This is a genomic window from Streptomyces sp. Inha503 (assembly GCF_047215865.1).
Lineage (GTDB): Bacteria > Actinomycetota > Actinomycetes > Streptomycetales > Streptomycetaceae > Streptomyces > Streptomyces lycopersici.
In genome coordinates, this window is the sequence record NZ_CP178360.1 from 8166738 (window position 1) to 8182497 (window position 15760).

Below are 15760 nucleotides of genomic sequence, written 5' to 3' on the forward strand. Positions count from 1 at the left end.
CCTCAGGCGGCCCGGAACCAGGTGCCCAGGGCCTCGTGGAGACCGTCGTTCGTGGTGCCCTGCCAGGCGATGTAGCAGTCGGGGCGGAGCAGCAGGGCGGTGTCGAGGCCGGGGGCGGCCGCGGTGTCGACGTGGGGGGACCACGGGCCCGGGTCGAGGGTGCCGGTGGGGTCCAGGAGGAGGGGGCGGGCGGTCCGGGTCAGCTCGCGGAGGCCCGGGAGGTCCGGGAGGTCCGGGGCCCAGTGGCCGACCAGGGGGCCGTTCGCGGGGCCCATGGTGTAGCTGATGTCCGCGCCGGAGAGCAGCCCCGCGATGTGCTGCCGGGTCGTGGGCTGGTCCAGCAGTTCGCCGAACAGCGCGCGCAGCGCCGTCACATCGCCGCCCGGCCGGGTCAGCAGCGACTGCGCCTGCGTGTGCATGGCGACCCGCCGGGCCGCGGGGTGCCGCTCCGACTCGTACGTGTCGAGCAGCCCTTCCGCCGCGTGGCCGCGCACCTCGGCGGCCAGTTTCCAGCCGAGGTTCACCGCGTCCTGGAGGCCCAGGTTGAGCCCTGGGCCGCCGATCGCCGAGTGCACATGCGCCGCGTCGCCGAGCAGCAGGACGCGGCCCGCGCGGTAGCGCTCGGCGATCCGGGTGTTGCCGCCGAAGAGCCGCCGCATCAGATGCGGGCCCGGACCGGCCGGCGGGCCGAGTGCGATGTCCGTGCCGAGCACCCGGCGGGCGCTGGCCCGCAGCTCGTCCAGCGACGCCTCGCCCTCGGCCGGCTGCCCCCATTCCACGGTGCTCACCGTCGGTTCGCGGCCCGGGAACGGCGCCCAGGTGATCAGCCCGCGCTCGGTCCGCAGATGCTGGAACGGCGGTATGACGCCGAAACCGGGCACGGTCAGTCCGCCATCGGCACCGATCGCGTCCGGGTCCACGCTCACATGCGCGGTGCGCGACACCGAGTCGTCCGTCGTCACACCGGGGAACGCGATCCCGGCGAGCTTGCGGACCACGCTGTGCCCGCCGTCCGCGCCGACCACGAACTCCGCCTCGATCGGGTCCTGTTCGCGCAGCTCGACCGTCACCGACTTCTCGCCCTGCGTCAGCCCGATGACCTCGTGCCCGCGCCGGATGTCGACGCCCAGCTCCGCCGCGCGCTCGGTGAGCATGCTCTCGATCCGGCGCTGCGGCACCGGAAGCGTATACAGCGGGTTGTCCGGCAGATCGCTCAGGTGGAGCGGGAACGCGCCGAAGGTGAAGTGGGGCGCCGGTTCGGGTGCGGCGCCGGGCTCGGTCAGCCGCTCGTACAGCCCGCGCCGGTCGAGCAGGCGCACGACCTGGCCCACGAGGCCGTTGGCGCGCTGTTTGTCGTTCGGTGCGGTGAGGCGTTCCAGGACGACCGGGCGCACACCGGCCAGGGCGAGTTCGCAGGCGAGCATCAGGCCGTTGGGCCCCGCGCCTGCGATGATGACCTCGATCATGAATTCCCCTTCGGGGCAGATTGGTTGAGGGCCTTACGGGGTGGACAGCCCCGCAGCGAGCCGGGCGAGGGCGTCCGTGAGCAGGCGGCTCACCGGCACGGCCGCGTCGGTGCGGAGATGGTGGGCGATAGTGGTGTTGACCGCGCCCATGACCGCCGAAGCGACCAGGTGCGGGTACAGGTCCTGCTCCGGGTCGCCACCGGTACGTTCCGCGACGGCCGCCGCGATCTCGGCCTCGGCGACGGCCCCGGCCCGCAACATCTCGCCCCGCAGGGCCGGTTCGGCGACCATCACCCGCACGCCTGCCGTCCACCGCGCCGCGTCGGCGACGGACGGATGGGCGATCGCCTCCGTGTCCGGCGCGAACTGCCCCAGTACGGCTTCCGTGATCGCGTCCCACAGCGGCTCGTCCGGCCGTTCGCGCAACTCCTCCGCGACGCGCAGACAGCGGTCGAGGTGGCGAAAGACGATCGCCTCGGCCTTGCTCGAGAAGTAGTTGTTGAACGTACGCGGCGAGACCCCGGCGGCCTCGGCGATGTCCTCCACCTTGACCTTGTCGAACCCACGCTCCACGGTCAGCCGCACCGCGGCCCAGCTGAGCGCGGCATGCGTCTGGGCCTTCTTCCGCTCTCGCAGTCCCATGCGGTGAGCGTAGCAAAAATTGCGGGCTCCGCAAATATGCGTGGCCCGCAAATTCAGATGTCGAGAGGCCAGCGATGTCCGTCCGGAATGTGCCACGCGTAGTGGTGTCCGTCGGCTTCGCGGGCATAGCCGAAACGCTCCTGAGCGGGGCGGCCGTGGTCGTTCCACCACTGCCAGGCGGCCTCCGCCCGCCGCCACAGGTCGGCGCTTCCGCCGTAGGTGACGGTGGTGGTGGGTTCATCGGCGATCGGCGCGCGTGCCCATGTGCCGTCGCGCCGCTGGAGCTGGAGCGACGTCGCGCCGGTGCCGTCATCCATGTGATAGACCAGCTCGGCGCCGGGAAGGTGGAAGGCGAGCAGCAGCCGGAACGGGTAATTCGCGCGGATGTCTCCAGCGGTGAGTGAGGCGGAACGGCACCCGGCTCGGGGCGCGTAAGGTGCCCGCCCGGGGTGCCGGTAGGCATGCGCGTCACTGCGGGCGGGCATGAACCGGCCGGTTGTGGCGGTGAAGCGGCCCACGGCACGTCCCTCTTCGTCCACGGTCAGACGGACCAGACCACCCTCGATGCCCATGGCCACGTCGGCGAGGATCATGCCGCCGGGTCGCGTCTGCTCGATCCAGGCGGCCGGGATACGGGGGACCGAGCAGGTCGCGATGGTCCGGTCGAACGGTGCGTGGTCCCCGGGAAAGCCCTGTTGCCCGTCTCCGGCAGCGAGGTGCGGCCGGTACCCCGCGGAGGCGAGTCGGCCACGGGCGGCCTCCACGAGATCGTGGGAGACATCGATGGAGTGCACCAGGTGATCGCCCAGCCGGGCGCACAGAAGGGCGGCGTTGTACCCCGTGCCGGTGCCGACTTCCAGTACTCGGTGGCCGTCCGCCACACCCAGCTCCTCCAGCATCCCCGCCATGAGGCTGGGCAGTGTGCTGGAGGATGTCGGGATACCGGTCCACGCTCGCTCGTCGACGCGTTCGGCGGTCTCGGGGTCGAGTGCCGTGACGAGGGTCTGGTCGCTGTAGACGGCGGCTTCCCAGGAATCACGGTCCGCCGCGTCATGTCGGCGCCATACGGTGATACCCCTGCTGTCGGCCTCCTGCCCGTACCACTCGGGCACGAAGATATGGCGCGGCACCTTGGCGAACGCCTCGGCCCAGGCGACCGAACGGATCGCTCCCGCCCGCCGCAATTCCTCGACCAGCGAGTGCAGCCGCGGCGCCGCGTCGTCGAAGAGAGGGATACTCACGCGCGTACTCCTTGCAGTTCATCGGCGATGGCCTCGGCGATGGGCAGGCCCGTGGCGCCTTGGATCCAGTCCCAGCCGTAGTCGCTGCGCCAGTCCTCATGTCCTCGGGAGCTCCGGGCATGGACTTCTGCCGCGAGCAGACGATCGCCCGCGATGGTGAGCCGGACCTCGTACGCCTTCTCGATCCAGGCCTGAAAGAGATGGGCGGTGGTGTCGATGCCGCGTAGATCGACCAGGTCGTGCGGGGAGAGGCGCCGGGTGTAGACGGTCTTGAGTTCATTTCCCTCGATGAATACCGGTGAGGCTACGGGTTTGCAGATGATCGGGCTCGGGGTGTCCTCGGCGAATGCCCTGACGGCATCGGGGTCGTTCGTCACGAGGGTCGCGGGGATGGCGAGGCCGCACTCACGGGCTGTCGCGAGCTGGATCGGTTTGTACTCGGCGCGCGTCATCGCCGCCGGGTGGTTGACCCACCGGGCGTCGAGCGCCGAGATCACTCCGCCGTATCCCGCGCGTGCCTGCGCTGCGGCGAACCGTCGTTCGGCCTCGGACATTCCGTCCGCGAGGCGGAACTGATGGGGGGCGCGGAAGTAGACCGCCTCGATGTCCGAGAGTTCGACAGCCCGGTGGGAGTTGGCGAGTTTGCCGCACCATCCTCGTCGGGTGTCGATGCGCCCAGCGAGGATGGCCCGCTGCGGAAAGTCCGCGGTGTCCATCCGGAATACCCGCACCCCTCGGTTGGTGAGTACGTTCACGACGCGGTCCGTCGGCCAGTCATCGCGGGCGGCGATCACGAGGATGGTGGGCATGCCCTCAATCCTTCGGACCCTCGTCGAGGGGCGGCGGATTGGTCATGTTGCCGTCGGGGACGGTGGGGCTGTGAGTCGTCATGTACGGCAGCGGGCCGTCGTAGAGGCCGATCGACATCTGCGATCCCTCGTCGTAGACAGCCGCTGGTTTCTCGATCGCCTGTGTCGAGTCGGGCACACGGGCGAAACGAAGGATCCATGGGCGCGTGGTGGAGCCCGAGGGCCCCTCGTCGCTCTGCGGAATCCGCTCGCCAGGGGGCAGGAGCGGAAACGCCTCACGTGGATGCGTGAACGTGGTCACTGCTTGCTGTCCTCTTCCTCGCGATGGTCGAAGCGGCAGGAACCAGTGTGGTCCCATTCGCCTTGGTTACGGCTCGTTTGTGTGTCCAGCTCGGCCCAGATTTCCTTGTCGACGGTGCGTTCGCGGACGCCCCAGCGGTCCGCGAGGGCGCGGACGATGAGCAGGCCGCGGCCGTGCTTGTCGCGGGGCGACGGGCGGCGGGGACTCGGGAGTCGTTCGCCCCGGGGATCGGATACGGCGATCCGCAGACGGGTTTTGGTGAGGGTGAGCCGTAAGCGGAAGAGCCGCCCGGGTACGTGCCCGTGCCGTACGGCGTTGGTGGCCAGCTCGGAGACGATGAGCGCCGTGTCGTCGGCGAGTGCGGGGTGCCCCCACTCGGAGATCAGTCGTGTGGCGTGCTGGCGGGCCCTGGTCACGCTTATCGGTGTCGGGACGTAGTCGACGCGAGCCTCTTCGATGACGGGGTCGCTGGGGTCCGGGATCCGGGGGTCTTGGGGCGCGAATGCCATCGCGTACCTCCAGTGGGCAGGGCAGGGCGGAGCGCGTCCGCCAACTGACGTCCCTGTGCGAGCGGTTCATTACGGACCGTAGCGCTGTCCGCTCGCGGTGCACAAGTTCCTCTTGGAGGATTTCCCCCGATCTGGTTTGCGGCGGCCGCCCCCGGCAGCCAGACTGGGCGCGTGACGACAAGTCAGCCCATGCAGGGCAATAGCACCTCGACCGTTTTGGGACGCAGGCTCGGTGGTGAGCTGACCAAGCTCCGCACCGCGGCGGGCTTGACGCAGACCCATGCCGCCAAGGTGCTCACCGGGTCCACGACCAAGGTCGCCAAGATGGAGGGTGGCTGGGTCCCGATGCGGGACCCGGACATCCGCGCGCTGTGCGAGCTGTACGGCTTGAGCGACCCTGCGGCGGTGGGCGGGTTGCTGGAGCTGGCTCGCGTTGATCGTGAGCGTCGCAAGGCGAAGGGCTGGTGGAATGAGTTCCCGAACCTCGGGGACATGCAGGAATACGTCGCGTTGGAGAACGCGGCCACGGCCATCAAGGCATGGCAGCTCACCTTCGTCCCGGGACTGTTGCAGACGCCGGACTACATCCGGGCACTCCGGAATGATGCCCCGTCGGCGGGCGGCGACCATGAGGAGTTCGTGGCGGCGAGGCTCGCACGCCAGCGGCGGCTCGATGAGGCTCCGCAGCTCTCACTGCGGGCAGTGGTCTACGAGGCCGCGCTGCGGAACCTCATCGGCGGCGCGGATGTGATGCGTGGACAGTTGGACCATCTGGTAGCCGTGGCCCGGAAGGACAGCGTCAGCCTGCGCGTTCTTCCGTTCAGCGCGGGAGCCCGCCATGGGATGAACTGCACGTTCAACATCATCTCCTTTGCCGAACCCGGAGCGATGGACGTGGTGTACATGGAGGTTCCGTTCAGGCGGATCTGGGTCGAAGGCGGAGATGCGGCTGCACAACACGATGAGTTGTTCGAGAGAATCGCTGAGCGTGCCCTGAACGAGCACGATTCCCTGGAACTCATCGCAAACCTGAGCGGAGAGCTGTAACCCCGATGCCTGCTTTCGCATTCCGCAAGTCGAGCCATAGCGACCCTGAGCGCGAATGCGTGGAGGTGGCCACAAACGTGCCCAACACCGTGGCGATACGCGACTCCAAGGACCCGGAGGGTCGAATACTCCGCTTCACCCCCGCCGCCTGGGCGGCCTTCCAGCGTGTCCTCAGAGCATCGAGCGGGTGAGACCGCCGTCCACGGCGATCGTGGTGCCCGTGACGTACGAGGCCAACGGCGTGGCGAGGAAGCAGACGACGGACGCGAGTTCGTCCGGTGTGCCGAACCGCCCCATGGGGATGTCGTCCGTGGCGGTCGTCGGCACGCCGTCCGGGTAGAGCGCGCGTGCTCGGGACGTCAGAATCCGGCCGGGTGCCACGCAGTTGACCGTGATGGCGTCCGGCGCCAGTTCGTTGGCCAGCGTCTTCAGGTATCCGGTCAGCCCGGGGCGGATCAGGTTGGACAGCGCGACCAGTGAGGTCGGTTCCTTCACCGTGGTCGTCGTCACCGCGACGATCCGGCCGTACGGGCTGTGCCGCAGGTGGGGTACGGCGGCGCCGACCATGCGGACCAGGGGCAGCAGCAGGGTGCGGAACGCGTCGTGCGCGGCGGGCGCGTCGATCTGTAGTGCGGTGCCCGGACGCGGCCCTCCCGTGTTCCACACCAGGATGTCGACACCGCCGAAGCGGCTGACGGTGTGCTCGACGACCCGTTCCGCCGCACCTTCCTCGGAGAGGTCGGCGACCATGGGAACGGCACCGATACGCGTCGCCTCCGACTCCAGGCTCTCCCGGCGCCGGGCGACGGCGACGACGTTGGCGCCCTCGCCGGACAGGCGTTCCGCTATGGCCAGCCCCAGCCCGGACGAGGCGCCGCAGACGATCGCGGTCCGGCCTTTGAGCATGAGATCCATGGTTGTCCATACCTTCCAAGAGGGTCAGGGGCGAGGGTCAGGACGCCGGTGAGCGTCGGGCGCGGAGTACCTCGCGCAGGATGGCGCCGGTCTCCTCGGGGCTCTCCAGGGGCCAGAAGTGCCCCCCGGTGACGAAGCGGACCTCGACGGCGGCCGCATGGGGAATGCGCTCGGCGGCGTCGGCGTAGAACTCGCGGGGCTGGCTGCGTGAGTCCCTGCCTTGCAGCAGGGTCACCGGAGCGCGCCAGCGCGGGATCAGGTCGGTGCGCCGCTCGATCCACTCCTTCCGGAAGGTGGAGGCCATGCTGTAGCGCGGGACGGCGCGGGTGATCCCGGGATACGAGTACTCCTGGATGACGCGGCGCATGTCCTCGTCGGCCACCGGCAGATTCCCGACGGAGGCGTACGCCCAGGCGACGAACTGTTTCGGGTCCTCCATCAGCCCGCTCCACGGAGCCTCGGCGAGGAGGTCGTCCTGTGGGGCGAGGTCGGGGTGGAAGTGGTGGAGGTGCTGCTCGCCGCGCACATAGTGGCGGACTCGCCCGGGATGGGCGGCGGCGATGTGGTCGCCCTGTACGGTGCCCCGGTCGTGGGTGACCAAAATAAACCGATCCACCCCGATCGCGTCGAGCAGCGCGACGAGTTGCCCGGCCGCGCCGGAGTGCCGGTAGTCGCCTCGCCCCTTCTCCGACTGTCCATAGCCTTTGAGGTCGATCGCGACGCAGCGGTACGAGTCCGACAGCGCGGCCATCTGGTGGTGCCACAGGAACCATGAGTCGGGCATCCCGTGCAGGAACACCACGGGCTCCCCGGTCCCGGCCTCGACGTAGTGCCACCGGACCGTTTCGTGATCGCCCGGGACGTCCTCGAAGTGGTGGGTGAACACGGCCCCGTCGAGCTGCTCGGTGTCCCCGTCGTGGTCGGCGGGGCGGGGCCGCACATCGGCGTAGTGCTCAAGGCGCCGGGCCACGAGGGCCTCGGGCGGTACGAAGCCCTCGATGGCCTGACGTGCCCTCACGGGCAGGTCGGTGTAGCGCCACTCATGGTCCATCGCCATTTCCTCTGGTGGTCGTGGTTCGAGCCAACCCGTCCACCCTCACGCGGGCGTGCCCATCACGTCCAACGATGTCCGCTGCTGGGCGCCAGCACGATCGGTGATAATGGAGGGCGTGGAACTGCGCCACCTCGAATACTTCCTCGCGGTCGCCGACACCGGGAGCTTCACCCGCGCGGCGAAGACGCTGCACGTCGTCCAGTCAGGCGTGTCGGCGACGGTCAGAGCCCTGGAACGGGAGCTGGGGTCGGCCCTGTTCACCCGGAGCCCACAGGAAGTCACCTTGACGGCGGCCGGACGTGCCTTCCTGCCCCGGGCGCGAGAGACCCTGGACGCCGCGCGCGCCGCCAAGGACGCCGTTCACCGGACACAGGGCGCCTTGCACGGCACGGTCACGGTCGGCACCCAGACCTCGATCGACCTCGTCGACCTGCCCGGGCTCCTGGCCGCGCTGCGCGCCCGCCATCCCGGTGTCGCGGTGCGGCTGCGTGCGGCCATGGCGGGGTCGGCGGGCCTGGCGGAGCAGCTGCGCGACGGTCGGCTCGACGTCGCCTTCCTCTCCCTGCCAGGGCCGCCACCGGCCGATCTCACCACCCGGCCGCTGGCCACCGTGCCCATGGTCGTGTACGTGGCCGACTCGCATCCGCTGGCCGGGGCGGGCCGGGTGCCACTGGCGCGACTGGCCGAGTTCCCGTTCATCGACTCCCCGCCGGGCTTCGGCAACCGCGCCGTCGTCGACCAGGCCTTCGCCGCCGCGGGGGTACAGCGGGAGGTATCCGTCGAGGTCGCGGACGTCGGCACCGCCGTCAACTTCATCCGGGCGGGGCTGGGGATCGGCTTTCTCGGCCATTTCCTGGTCCAGGACCGGACCGGCCTCGACACGGTGCGGGTCGCGGACCACGAACTGCGCTGGCGGCTCACCGTCGCCACCGCCGCGACCCGGCGCCCCAGCGCGGCCACCGAGGCGTTCCTGGACCTGCTCGGTGAACGACATCCCTCACCACTCGGGGATGCCTCCACCCAGGGTCTCAACTCGGTGTGACCCGCCCGAACCGCGCGATCGCGTCCAGGACCGCGCCCCGCAGGGTGGGACTGCCCGTGTGCCCCGAGTCGTCGATCACCTTCAGCTCCGCGTCCGGCCAGGCCTTGGACAGCTCCCACGCGCTCTTCAGCGGACTGCCCAGGTCGAGTCGCCCATGAATCAGCACCGCCGGGATACCGGCCAGCCGGTGCGCGTCACGGAGGAGTTGTCCGTCCTCGAGCCATGCGTCATGGGAGAAGTAGTGGGCGCAGATCCGGACGAAGGCCATCAGCGCGTCGTCGGGCTTGTCGCTGTAGTAGCCCGGATGCCCCAGCGCCTCATGGGCGATGACGGCGTCCTCCCAGGCGCACCAGGTCCGCGCCGCCTTGACCCGGACCGCCTCGTCCGGGCTGTTCACCAGTCGGTTGTACGCCGCGACGAGCTCGCCGCCCCGCTCCGACTCCGCCTCCGGCACCGCGTCGCGGAACGTCTCCCAGGCGCCGGGCAACAGGCGTCCGACACCGCCGTAGAGCCAGTCGGTCTCCTCCGGCCGGGTCATGGTGACGCCCGCGATGACGATCTCGGAGACCCGCTCGGGGTAGCGCTCGGCGTAGGCGAGGATCAGCGTCGAGCCCCAGGAGCCGCCGTAGAGGAGCCAGCGCTCGATGCCCAGGTGCGCGCGCAGCCGCTCCATGTCGGCGATGAGGTGGTCGGTGGTGTTGTGATCGAGGCTGACGGACGGGTCGGAGGCGTGCGGCAGGCTCTCACCGCAGCCACGCTGGTCGAACAGGACGATCCGGAAGACCTCGGGATCGAACATCCCACGAGCGCCGCGGCGCCCTCCGCCGCCGGGGCCGCCGTGCACGCACAGGGCCGCCTTCCCCTGGGGATTCCCGCTGGTCTCCCAGTAGATCCGGTTTCCGTCGCCGACCTCGAGGAGGCCGTGCGCGTACGGTTCGACGGGCGGGAACGGCTCGGCCATGGCGGTCTCCTCCTGAAGGCGCGAAAGAGCAACCTGGCGAGGTTAGTCGGAGGCTGACAAGGCGTCACCTGATTTCTCCTCCGCCCCGGACCCGGGTCCTGGGGACTCGGTCAGGTGAGACCGGCGTCGCGGGCCAGGAGGGCCGCTTGGACGCGGTTGGTGACGTCCAGCGCGGTGAGGACGCGGCTCACATGGGCCTTGACGGTGCTTTCGCGCATGCCGAGGCCGGCCGCGATGTCGGCGTTGGTATCGCCCCTGGCCAGGAGCGTCAGGACATCGCGTTCACGGGGTGTGAGTGTTTCGAGGCGGGCGCGGGCGGCATTCGCCTGGGGGCGGTTGGCGTGGTGGTAGCGGTCGATGAGGCGGCGGGCCGCGGCGGGGTGGAGCATGGCCGAGCCGGTGGCGACGAGGTGGACGGCGCGCAGGATCTCGGCGGGGTCGGTGTCTTTGAGGAGGAAGCCGTCGGCCCCGGCCGCGAGCGCGTTGTAGACGTATTCGTCGAGGTCGAAGGTGGTCAGGGTGATGACTTTCGGGGGGTGGGGCAGGGCCCGCAGACCGGTGGTGGCGGTGATGCCGTCCATACGTGGCATGCGGACGTCGACCAGCGCCACGTCCACGCGGTGGGCGGTGGCCCGTTCAATGGCCTCGACGCCGTCGCTCGCCTGGGCGACGACCTCGATGCCGTCGTCCGTGTCGAGGAGGTCGGCCAGGCCCAGACGGACCAGGGCGTCATCGTCGACGATCATGGCGCGGATCATGTGCGGGGGCCGTTCTGCTCGATGGGTGCGGGGTGGGGGATGCGGGCGGCCAGCCGCCAGCTTCCGGCGCCGTGGGGGCCGGTGTTCAGATGTCCGCCGAGGGCGCTGACCCGCTCCCTCAGGCCGACCAGCCCGAAGCCGGAGGGGGCCGTGTCCGGGGCGGCGGTTCCCGGGCTGTTGGTGACCTCGACGAGCGTGGCGGGCGGACCGTAGGTGAGGCGGACGCGCACAGGGGCGCCCGAGGCGTGCTTTCGGGCGTTCGTCAGACCTTCCTGGACCAGACGGTAAACGGCCAGGCGGTGCGCCGCGGGAGCCTGCTCCGGCTGCCCCTCGACGGTCAGGTCGACCTGCTGCCCGGCCGTGCGTGCCTGTTCGACCAGTTCCCGTACGTCGCGCAGGACGGGAGCGGGCGCGGAGTCGGCCGTGGTGTGCGGGTCGTGCAGGGCGCCGAGGACATCGCGCAGGTCGGTCAGCGCCTGGGTGGAGGTGGTGCGCAGCAGGGTGAGGCGTTCGGCGACCGGGCCGGGCAGGGTGTCGGCCTTGGTGGCCAGGACCCCGGTGTGCAGGGCGATGAGGCTCAGGCGGTGGGCCAGGACGTCGTGCATCTCGGCGGCGATGCGGGTGCGCTCGGCGGCCCGGGCACTCTCCTCGCGCAGTTCCCGCTCGATGCGCAGGTGCTCGACCTGGGCGTTGAGCCCCTGCACCAGGCGGCGGCGGCTGCCTATCCACAGTCCGCCCACCACCGCCAGCAGCAGGAACAGGTTCGCGCCGTACTGCTGTGGCGTCCACAGGGAGACCGCGGTCGGCGCCACCGCGTTGGCGGCCAGGGCGGCGGCGCCGCAGCCCACGGCCACCGCGGCGCGGCGCCGCGCGGCCAGGTCGAACAGCGCGACCAACAGCAGCGGCAGCAGGGGCCATCCCCCCAGCCCCGTCGCGGCCGTGGCCAGGAGCGGAGCGACGAACCACGGAAGCCGGCGCACGAGCAGGGCCAGCCCGCACACCACCGCCGCCGCGGTACGCGCCGTCAGGTACTGGCCGCCGACGGTCGCGGCGCCGTTCTGGACGGCGGCCTCTGTCAGCAGCAGCACCAGGCCGTATCGCCCGTACCTGGCCCACAGGAGGCTCTTCTTCCGGCTCACGCCGAAATCGTAGGCGCGCGGCCGGTCGCCCTTCCTCCGACGATCTTCCATGCCGTCCCTCTACTTTCGTAGGGGGAGAGCGTCGTACAAGGGCGGATTCACCCGCGCGGACCGGTTCTTAGCGTCGGGTCCATGGACAACTGGACCACCTCGCACGACCGTGTCCTCGCGCAGCGATATGCCGAGGGCTGGATGTTCCTCATCGAGGCCGCCCGCGACATGCGCACCACCGGAGCCATCGCCCCCAGCGGAACGGCGCTGGCCCGTGCGCTGACCGAACCGGTCCGCGCACGGGCCGGTCGGCCACTGGACATTCTGGAGGCGGGGGCCGGGACGGGGGCCGTCACTCGCGTCCTGATCCCGCGGCTGCCGCGCGGCAGCCACCTGGACGTCGTGGAGGCCAATCCGCGCTTCGCCGACCGGTTGCGCCACCTCGCCGCCGCGCACGCCGATGCCGATGCCGCCGTCGCGGAGCGGGTCCGGGTCCACACCGCCCGCGTCGAGGAGTTGGACACGAACCGTCGCTACGACGTGATCGTCTCCGGCCTGCCCTTCGCCAACTTCGCCCCCGGGGACATCGAGGCGATCATGGACCGGTATCTGGAACTGCTGCGTCCGGGCGGTGTCCTGACGTACTTCGCCTATCTGGGCACCCGCCGGGCCCGCACCCTGCTGGCGTCCCGTGCGCGGGTCCGTCGGCACCGGGCGGCGGAAGAGGTCCTGGCCGCCTACCGGCGCCGGTACGCGGGCGGCTGCCGGACCGTGTGGGCCAATCTGCCCCCCGCCGAGGTGTGGCGGCTCCAGCGGCCCGCCGCCACGCCCACGCCCGCTCCCACGCCCCCGCGTCCGCAGCCCGCCGCCATCGGAGCGGCAGACCGGTGAACATCCTGGCCAACGCCCTCGGCAAGGTGCCCGCCGCGAGTGCCTACGCGATCGTCGCCGTGGCCGTCCTCGCCGAATCCGTCCTGCTGGTCGGGGCCTTCATCCCCACCCTCACCCTGTTGCTGACCGCCGGCGCACTGGCCCGCACCGGGCGGCTGGACCTTCCGGCGCTGGTGACGACGGCCGCGTGCGCCGTGGTGGTGGGGGACTTCCTCGCGCACCGCACCGGGAAGGCCCTCGGCGACCGCCTGCGCACCGGACGCCTCGGCCGCCGCCTCCCCACCGCCGCATGGCGGCGTGCCGAGGCACTGATGGCCCGCCACGGGGGCCACGCGGTCTTCCTGGCCCGATTCCTGCCGATCCTGCGCACCCTCACGCCCCATCTCGCCGGCGCCGCACGCCTGCCCTACCGGCGCATCGCCCCCTACAGCGCCCTGGCCGCGCCGCTGTGGGCCACCGCCGAGGCAGGCACCGGATATACGGCCGCCGCCTCCCTCCAGCGCGCCCTCAGCCTCGGCGGCCCCGTCCTCGCCGCGACGGCGGCGGCCGGGGCCGTACTGGCATGGACGAGGGTCCACGGCCGCACGCGGGCATGGACGGCCGCACGCGGACACGGCCCGAGCCGCCGCGTCAGACCTCCTCGCGCATCAGCCGCAGATACACCACCGAGAACAGCGCACCCACCACCAGCAACAACAGCGCCACCGCCGTGCCGTAGCCGATCAGGGACTTGTTGAACGCCTGGTCGTACATGAAGACCGGGAGGGTCTGGCTGCGGTTTCCCGGGCCGCCTCGGGTCATGGCCCAGATGAGGCCGAACACCGACAGCGTCTGGAGGGTGTTCAGCATCAGATTGGTGCCGATGGAGCGGCGGATCATCGGCAGGGTGATGTGCCAGAAGCGGCCGAGGCCGCCGGCGCCGTCGACCTCCGCCGCCTCGGTGATCTCCTTGGGGATCTCGGACAGCGCGGCGGAGTAGACGAGCATCGAGAAGGCCGTGCCGCGCCAGACGTTGGCGAACGAGACGGCGAGGATGGGCAGGGTGTAGAGCCAGTTCTGGGACGGCAGGCCCAGCCAGTCCAGCAGGGCGTTGAGCGTGCCCTCGCGGCGGAAGAACGCGTACAGCAGGAAGCCCGCCACAATCTCGGGGACGACCCAGGCCGCGATGACGATCGAGCCGGTGAGCGTGCGCACCGGCCGGGAGGCGCGCTGCATCAGGGCGGCCAGGGCCAGGCCGAGGGTGTTCTGGCCGACGAGGGAGGAGAGCAGCGTGAAGACGAGGGTGAGGACGACCGCGTTACGGAAGTCGTCGTCGCCGAAGGCGCGCTGGAAGTTGTCCAGGCCCACGAAGTCCGTGGAGGACGCGCCCGTGAGCTGCATATTGGTGAAGGCGATATAGACGCAGTAGGCGATCGGGCCACCGAGGAAGAGCAGCAGCATGACGGTGGCGGGGGCGAGCGGAAGCCAGCGCAGGGGGCGGCCGCGACGGGGGCCCGGCCGGGCCGGGGTCTCCGTCGGGGCCGCCGCCACCTTGGTCGCGGTTGCCATCGGGGGGCGGCCCTCAGCCCTGGCCGCCCGCCGCCACCGTGGCGCCGTCGGTGATGGACTTCAGCTGGTCGTCGTAGGACTTCGCGGCCTTCTCCGGTGAGGAGTCACCCGTGGTCGCCGCCTCCATCGCCTCGCCGATCGCCGTGGAGACCTGCGGATAGACGGGGGTGGTGGGGCGGTAGTGGGTGTTCTTCACCAGGCCCGTGAAGAAGGTGATCCCGGGCATGGACGAGGTGTACTTCGGGTCCTGCGCGACGTCCTTACGGACCGCGATCTGCGCGTCGACGATGTCCCAGGTGACCGCGTTGTCCTTGGTCTGGAGCTGCTCGATGAACTTCCAGGCCAGATCCGGGTTCTTGGACTTCGCGGTGATCGCCCACGTCCAGCCGCCGGACATGCTGACCTTGCCGGGCGCCTGGCCGTGCTGTGTGGGCATCGGAGCCTGGCCGAGGGTCTTGGACCACTCGGGCCACGGCTTGCCGCCGGTCTTCAGCCAGTTCTGGCCGAGCCAGGAGCCGTCGAGTGCGATGGCCAGCTTGCCCTGGGGCAGCCATTCGCTGTAGACGGTGGTGCCCACGTTGGGGTCGAGGGCGTCGGAGATGTCCGGGCCCAGCTTCTGGGAGTAGACGGTCTTGAGGAAGGCGAGGGCGTCGCTGAACCCCTTGCCGCCGGTGACCCACTTCTTGGCGCCGGGGTCGTAGAGCGGGTTCCCGCCCGCCTCGCCCGTGCCGTACAGCAGCATCTCGAACCCCTGCATCACGGAGGTCTCGCCCGGGGCCTTGCCGGTGTAGACGTTGAGCGGGGTGACGCCGGGGACCTTCTTCTTGATCGTGCGCGCCGCCTCGAGGATCTCGTTCCAGTTCTTGGGGGACCAGTCGGCGGGCAGCCCGGCCTTGGCGAAGATCTTCTTGTTGAACCACAGACCGCGGGTGTCGGTGCCGTCCGGGACGCCGTACGTCTTGCCGTCCTCGGCCTTGGCCGCGGCCTTCGCGGTGTCGACGAACTGGTCCCAGGTCTTCCACTTGGCCAGATAGTCGTCGAGGGGGCGCAGATAGCCCGCCTTGATGTCGGAGTTGATCCGGAAGGTGTCCTCGTAGACCAGGTCCGGGGCGGTCTTCGGGGACCGCATCATCTGCTGGACCTTGGTGGCGTAGTCGTTGTCCTGCGCCTGGATCGGGATCAGCTTGACCTTCTTGCCGGGGTTGGCCTTCTCGAACTGCTTCTTGACCTCGGCCAGATGGTTGTCCTTGAAGCGGATCTTGTTGTCGGTGGAGCGGTTGTAGGCGACCTTGACGGTGTCCGGGTCGCTGCCCGAACCGCCACCGCAGGATGTGAGTCCGGCGGTGGCGGCGAGGGTGGCGGCGAGGATCAGTGGGGCGGTGGGGCGCACGGGCACGACCTCCTTGCTGGCCTCTGTGGGCTGCGGGCTGACCGTAAGGTCGGCTT

General features: G+C 70.5%; 18 protein-coding genes. 5 read left to right on the forward strand and 13 right to left on the reverse strand.

Translation table 11 applies throughout. From position 1 onward, the window contains the following. Window positions 1-2: 2 nt before the first annotated feature. Genes ACJX2R_RS34770 through ACJX2R_RS34795 form a run of 6 tightly spaced genes read right to left on the reverse strand, consistent with a single transcriptional unit; the run spans window position 3 to window position 4968 of the window. Window positions 3-1466 (reverse strand): FAD-dependent monooxygenase, encoded by a 1464-nt coding sequence (locus tag ACJX2R_RS34770; RefSeq protein WP_413103331.1) that lies wholly within the window; start codon window positions 1464-1466, stop codon window positions 3-5. 33 nt (window positions 1467-1499) lie between these two features. Continuing rightward, entirely contained in the window at window positions 1500-2108 is a 609-nt protein-coding gene (locus ACJX2R_RS34775; protein ID WP_413103332.1) for a TetR family transcriptional regulator, read from the reverse strand. A gap of 53 nt (window positions 2109-2161) precedes the next feature. After that, on the reverse strand, window positions 2162-3349 hold the full coding sequence (locus tag ACJX2R_RS34780; protein WP_413103333.1) for a methyltransferase domain-containing protein: 1188 nt from the start codon (window positions 3347-3349) through the stop codon (window positions 2162-2164). Then, window positions 3346-4158 (reverse strand): MvdC/MvdD family ATP grasp protein, encoded by an 813-nt coding sequence (locus ACJX2R_RS34785; RefSeq protein WP_413103334.1) that lies wholly within the window; start codon window positions 4156-4158, stop codon window positions 3346-3348. The genes ACJX2R_RS34780 and ACJX2R_RS34785 overlap by 4 nt, the downstream gene beginning before the upstream one ends. Before the next feature lie 4 nt (window positions 4159-4162). After that, complete coding sequence (gene tgmA / locus ACJX2R_RS34790) at window positions 4163-4459, reverse strand: putative ATP-grasp-modified RiPP (protein ID WP_413103335.1); 297 nt, start codon at window positions 4457-4459, stop codon at window positions 4163-4165. Beyond that, window positions 4456-4968, reverse strand: coding sequence for an ATP-binding protein (locus ACJX2R_RS34795; protein WP_413103336.1), 513 nt, complete (start codon window positions 4966-4968; stop codon window positions 4456-4458). Before ACJX2R_RS34795 ends, tgmA begins: the two co-directional genes overlap by 4 nt. Window positions 4969-5139: 171 nt before the next feature. Between ACJX2R_RS34795 and ACJX2R_RS34800 the strand changes: the two genes are divergently transcribed. Together ACJX2R_RS34800 and ACJX2R_RS34805 are read left to right on the forward strand one after the other, a co-directional pair. Beyond that, complete coding sequence (locus ACJX2R_RS34800) at window positions 5140-6015, forward strand: helix-turn-helix domain-containing protein (protein WP_413103337.1); 876 nt, start codon at window positions 5140-5142, stop codon at window positions 6013-6015. 5 nt (window positions 6016-6020) lie between these two features. After that, window positions 6021-6206, forward strand: a complete 186-nt coding sequence (locus tag ACJX2R_RS34805; protein WP_413103338.1) for a DUF397 domain-containing protein — start codon at window positions 6021-6023, stop codon at window positions 6204-6206. Here ACJX2R_RS34805 and ACJX2R_RS34810 read toward each other — a convergent pair. After that, window positions 6187-6930 (reverse strand): SDR family oxidoreductase, encoded by a 744-nt coding sequence (locus tag ACJX2R_RS34810; protein ID WP_413103339.1) that lies wholly within the window; start codon window positions 6928-6930, stop codon window positions 6187-6189. The genes ACJX2R_RS34805 and ACJX2R_RS34810 overlap by 20 nt on opposite strands. A 37-nt stretch (window positions 6931-6967) precedes the next feature. Then, window positions 6968-7981 carry an alpha/beta fold hydrolase gene (locus ACJX2R_RS34815; protein WP_413103340.1) on the reverse strand — a complete coding sequence of 338 codons (1014 nt, stop codon included), beginning with the start codon at window positions 7979-7981 and terminating at the stop codon, window positions 6968-6970. A 118-nt stretch (window positions 7982-8099) separates the two neighbouring features. On the opposite strand from ACJX2R_RS34815, the gene ACJX2R_RS34820 reads away from it, so the two are divergent. Next, a complete protein-coding gene (locus ACJX2R_RS34820; RefSeq protein WP_413103341.1) occupies window positions 8100-9026 on the forward strand; it encodes a LysR family transcriptional regulator in 927 nt (308 codons plus the stop codon). On the opposite strand, the gene pip is transcribed toward ACJX2R_RS34820, so the two are convergent. The 3 genes from pip to ACJX2R_RS34835 form a co-directional block, all read right to left on the reverse strand. Further along, window positions 9013-9987, reverse strand: a complete 975-nt coding sequence (gene pip / locus ACJX2R_RS34825; protein WP_413103342.1) for a prolyl aminopeptidase — start codon at window positions 9985-9987, stop codon at window positions 9013-9015. The two genes, ACJX2R_RS34820 and pip, sit on opposite strands and share 14 nt — an antisense overlap. Window positions 9988-10097: 110 nt before the next feature. Continuing rightward, window positions 10098-10745: a response regulator gene (locus tag ACJX2R_RS34830; RefSeq protein ID WP_413103343.1), complete on the reverse strand. Its 648-nt coding sequence runs from the start codon at window positions 10743-10745 to the stop codon at window positions 10098-10100. Then, window positions 10742-11884 carry a sensor histidine kinase gene (locus ACJX2R_RS34835; RefSeq protein WP_413103344.1) on the reverse strand — a complete coding sequence of 381 codons (1143 nt, stop codon included), beginning with the start codon at window positions 11882-11884 and terminating at the stop codon, window positions 10742-10744. Before ACJX2R_RS34835 ends, ACJX2R_RS34830 begins: the two co-directional genes overlap by 4 nt. Before the next feature lie 132 nt (window positions 11885-12016). Between ACJX2R_RS34835 and ACJX2R_RS34840 the strand changes: the two genes are divergently transcribed. After that, on the forward strand, window positions 12017-12766 hold the full coding sequence (locus ACJX2R_RS34840; protein WP_413103345.1) for a class I SAM-dependent methyltransferase: 750 nt from the start codon (window positions 12017-12019) through the stop codon (window positions 12764-12766). Then, a complete protein-coding gene (locus tag ACJX2R_RS34845) occupies window positions 12763-13503 on the forward strand; it encodes a DedA family protein (RefSeq protein ID WP_413103346.1) in 741 nt (246 codons plus the stop codon). Before ACJX2R_RS34840 ends, ACJX2R_RS34845 begins: the two co-directional genes overlap by 4 nt. Here ACJX2R_RS34845 and ACJX2R_RS34850 read toward each other — a convergent pair. Beyond that, the gene (locus ACJX2R_RS34850) at window positions 13397-14314 is read right to left on the reverse strand and encodes a carbohydrate ABC transporter permease (protein WP_262701627.1); all 918 of its coding nucleotides are present in this window, start codon (window positions 14312-14314) and stop codon (window positions 13397-13399) included. The two genes, ACJX2R_RS34845 and ACJX2R_RS34850, sit on opposite strands and share 107 nt — an antisense overlap. Window positions 14315-14327: 13 nt before the next feature. After that, window positions 14328-15704, reverse strand: coding sequence for an ABC transporter substrate-binding protein (locus ACJX2R_RS34855; protein WP_413103347.1), 1377 nt, complete (start codon window positions 15702-15704; stop codon window positions 14328-14330). Window positions 15705-15760: the final 56 nt, after the last annotated feature.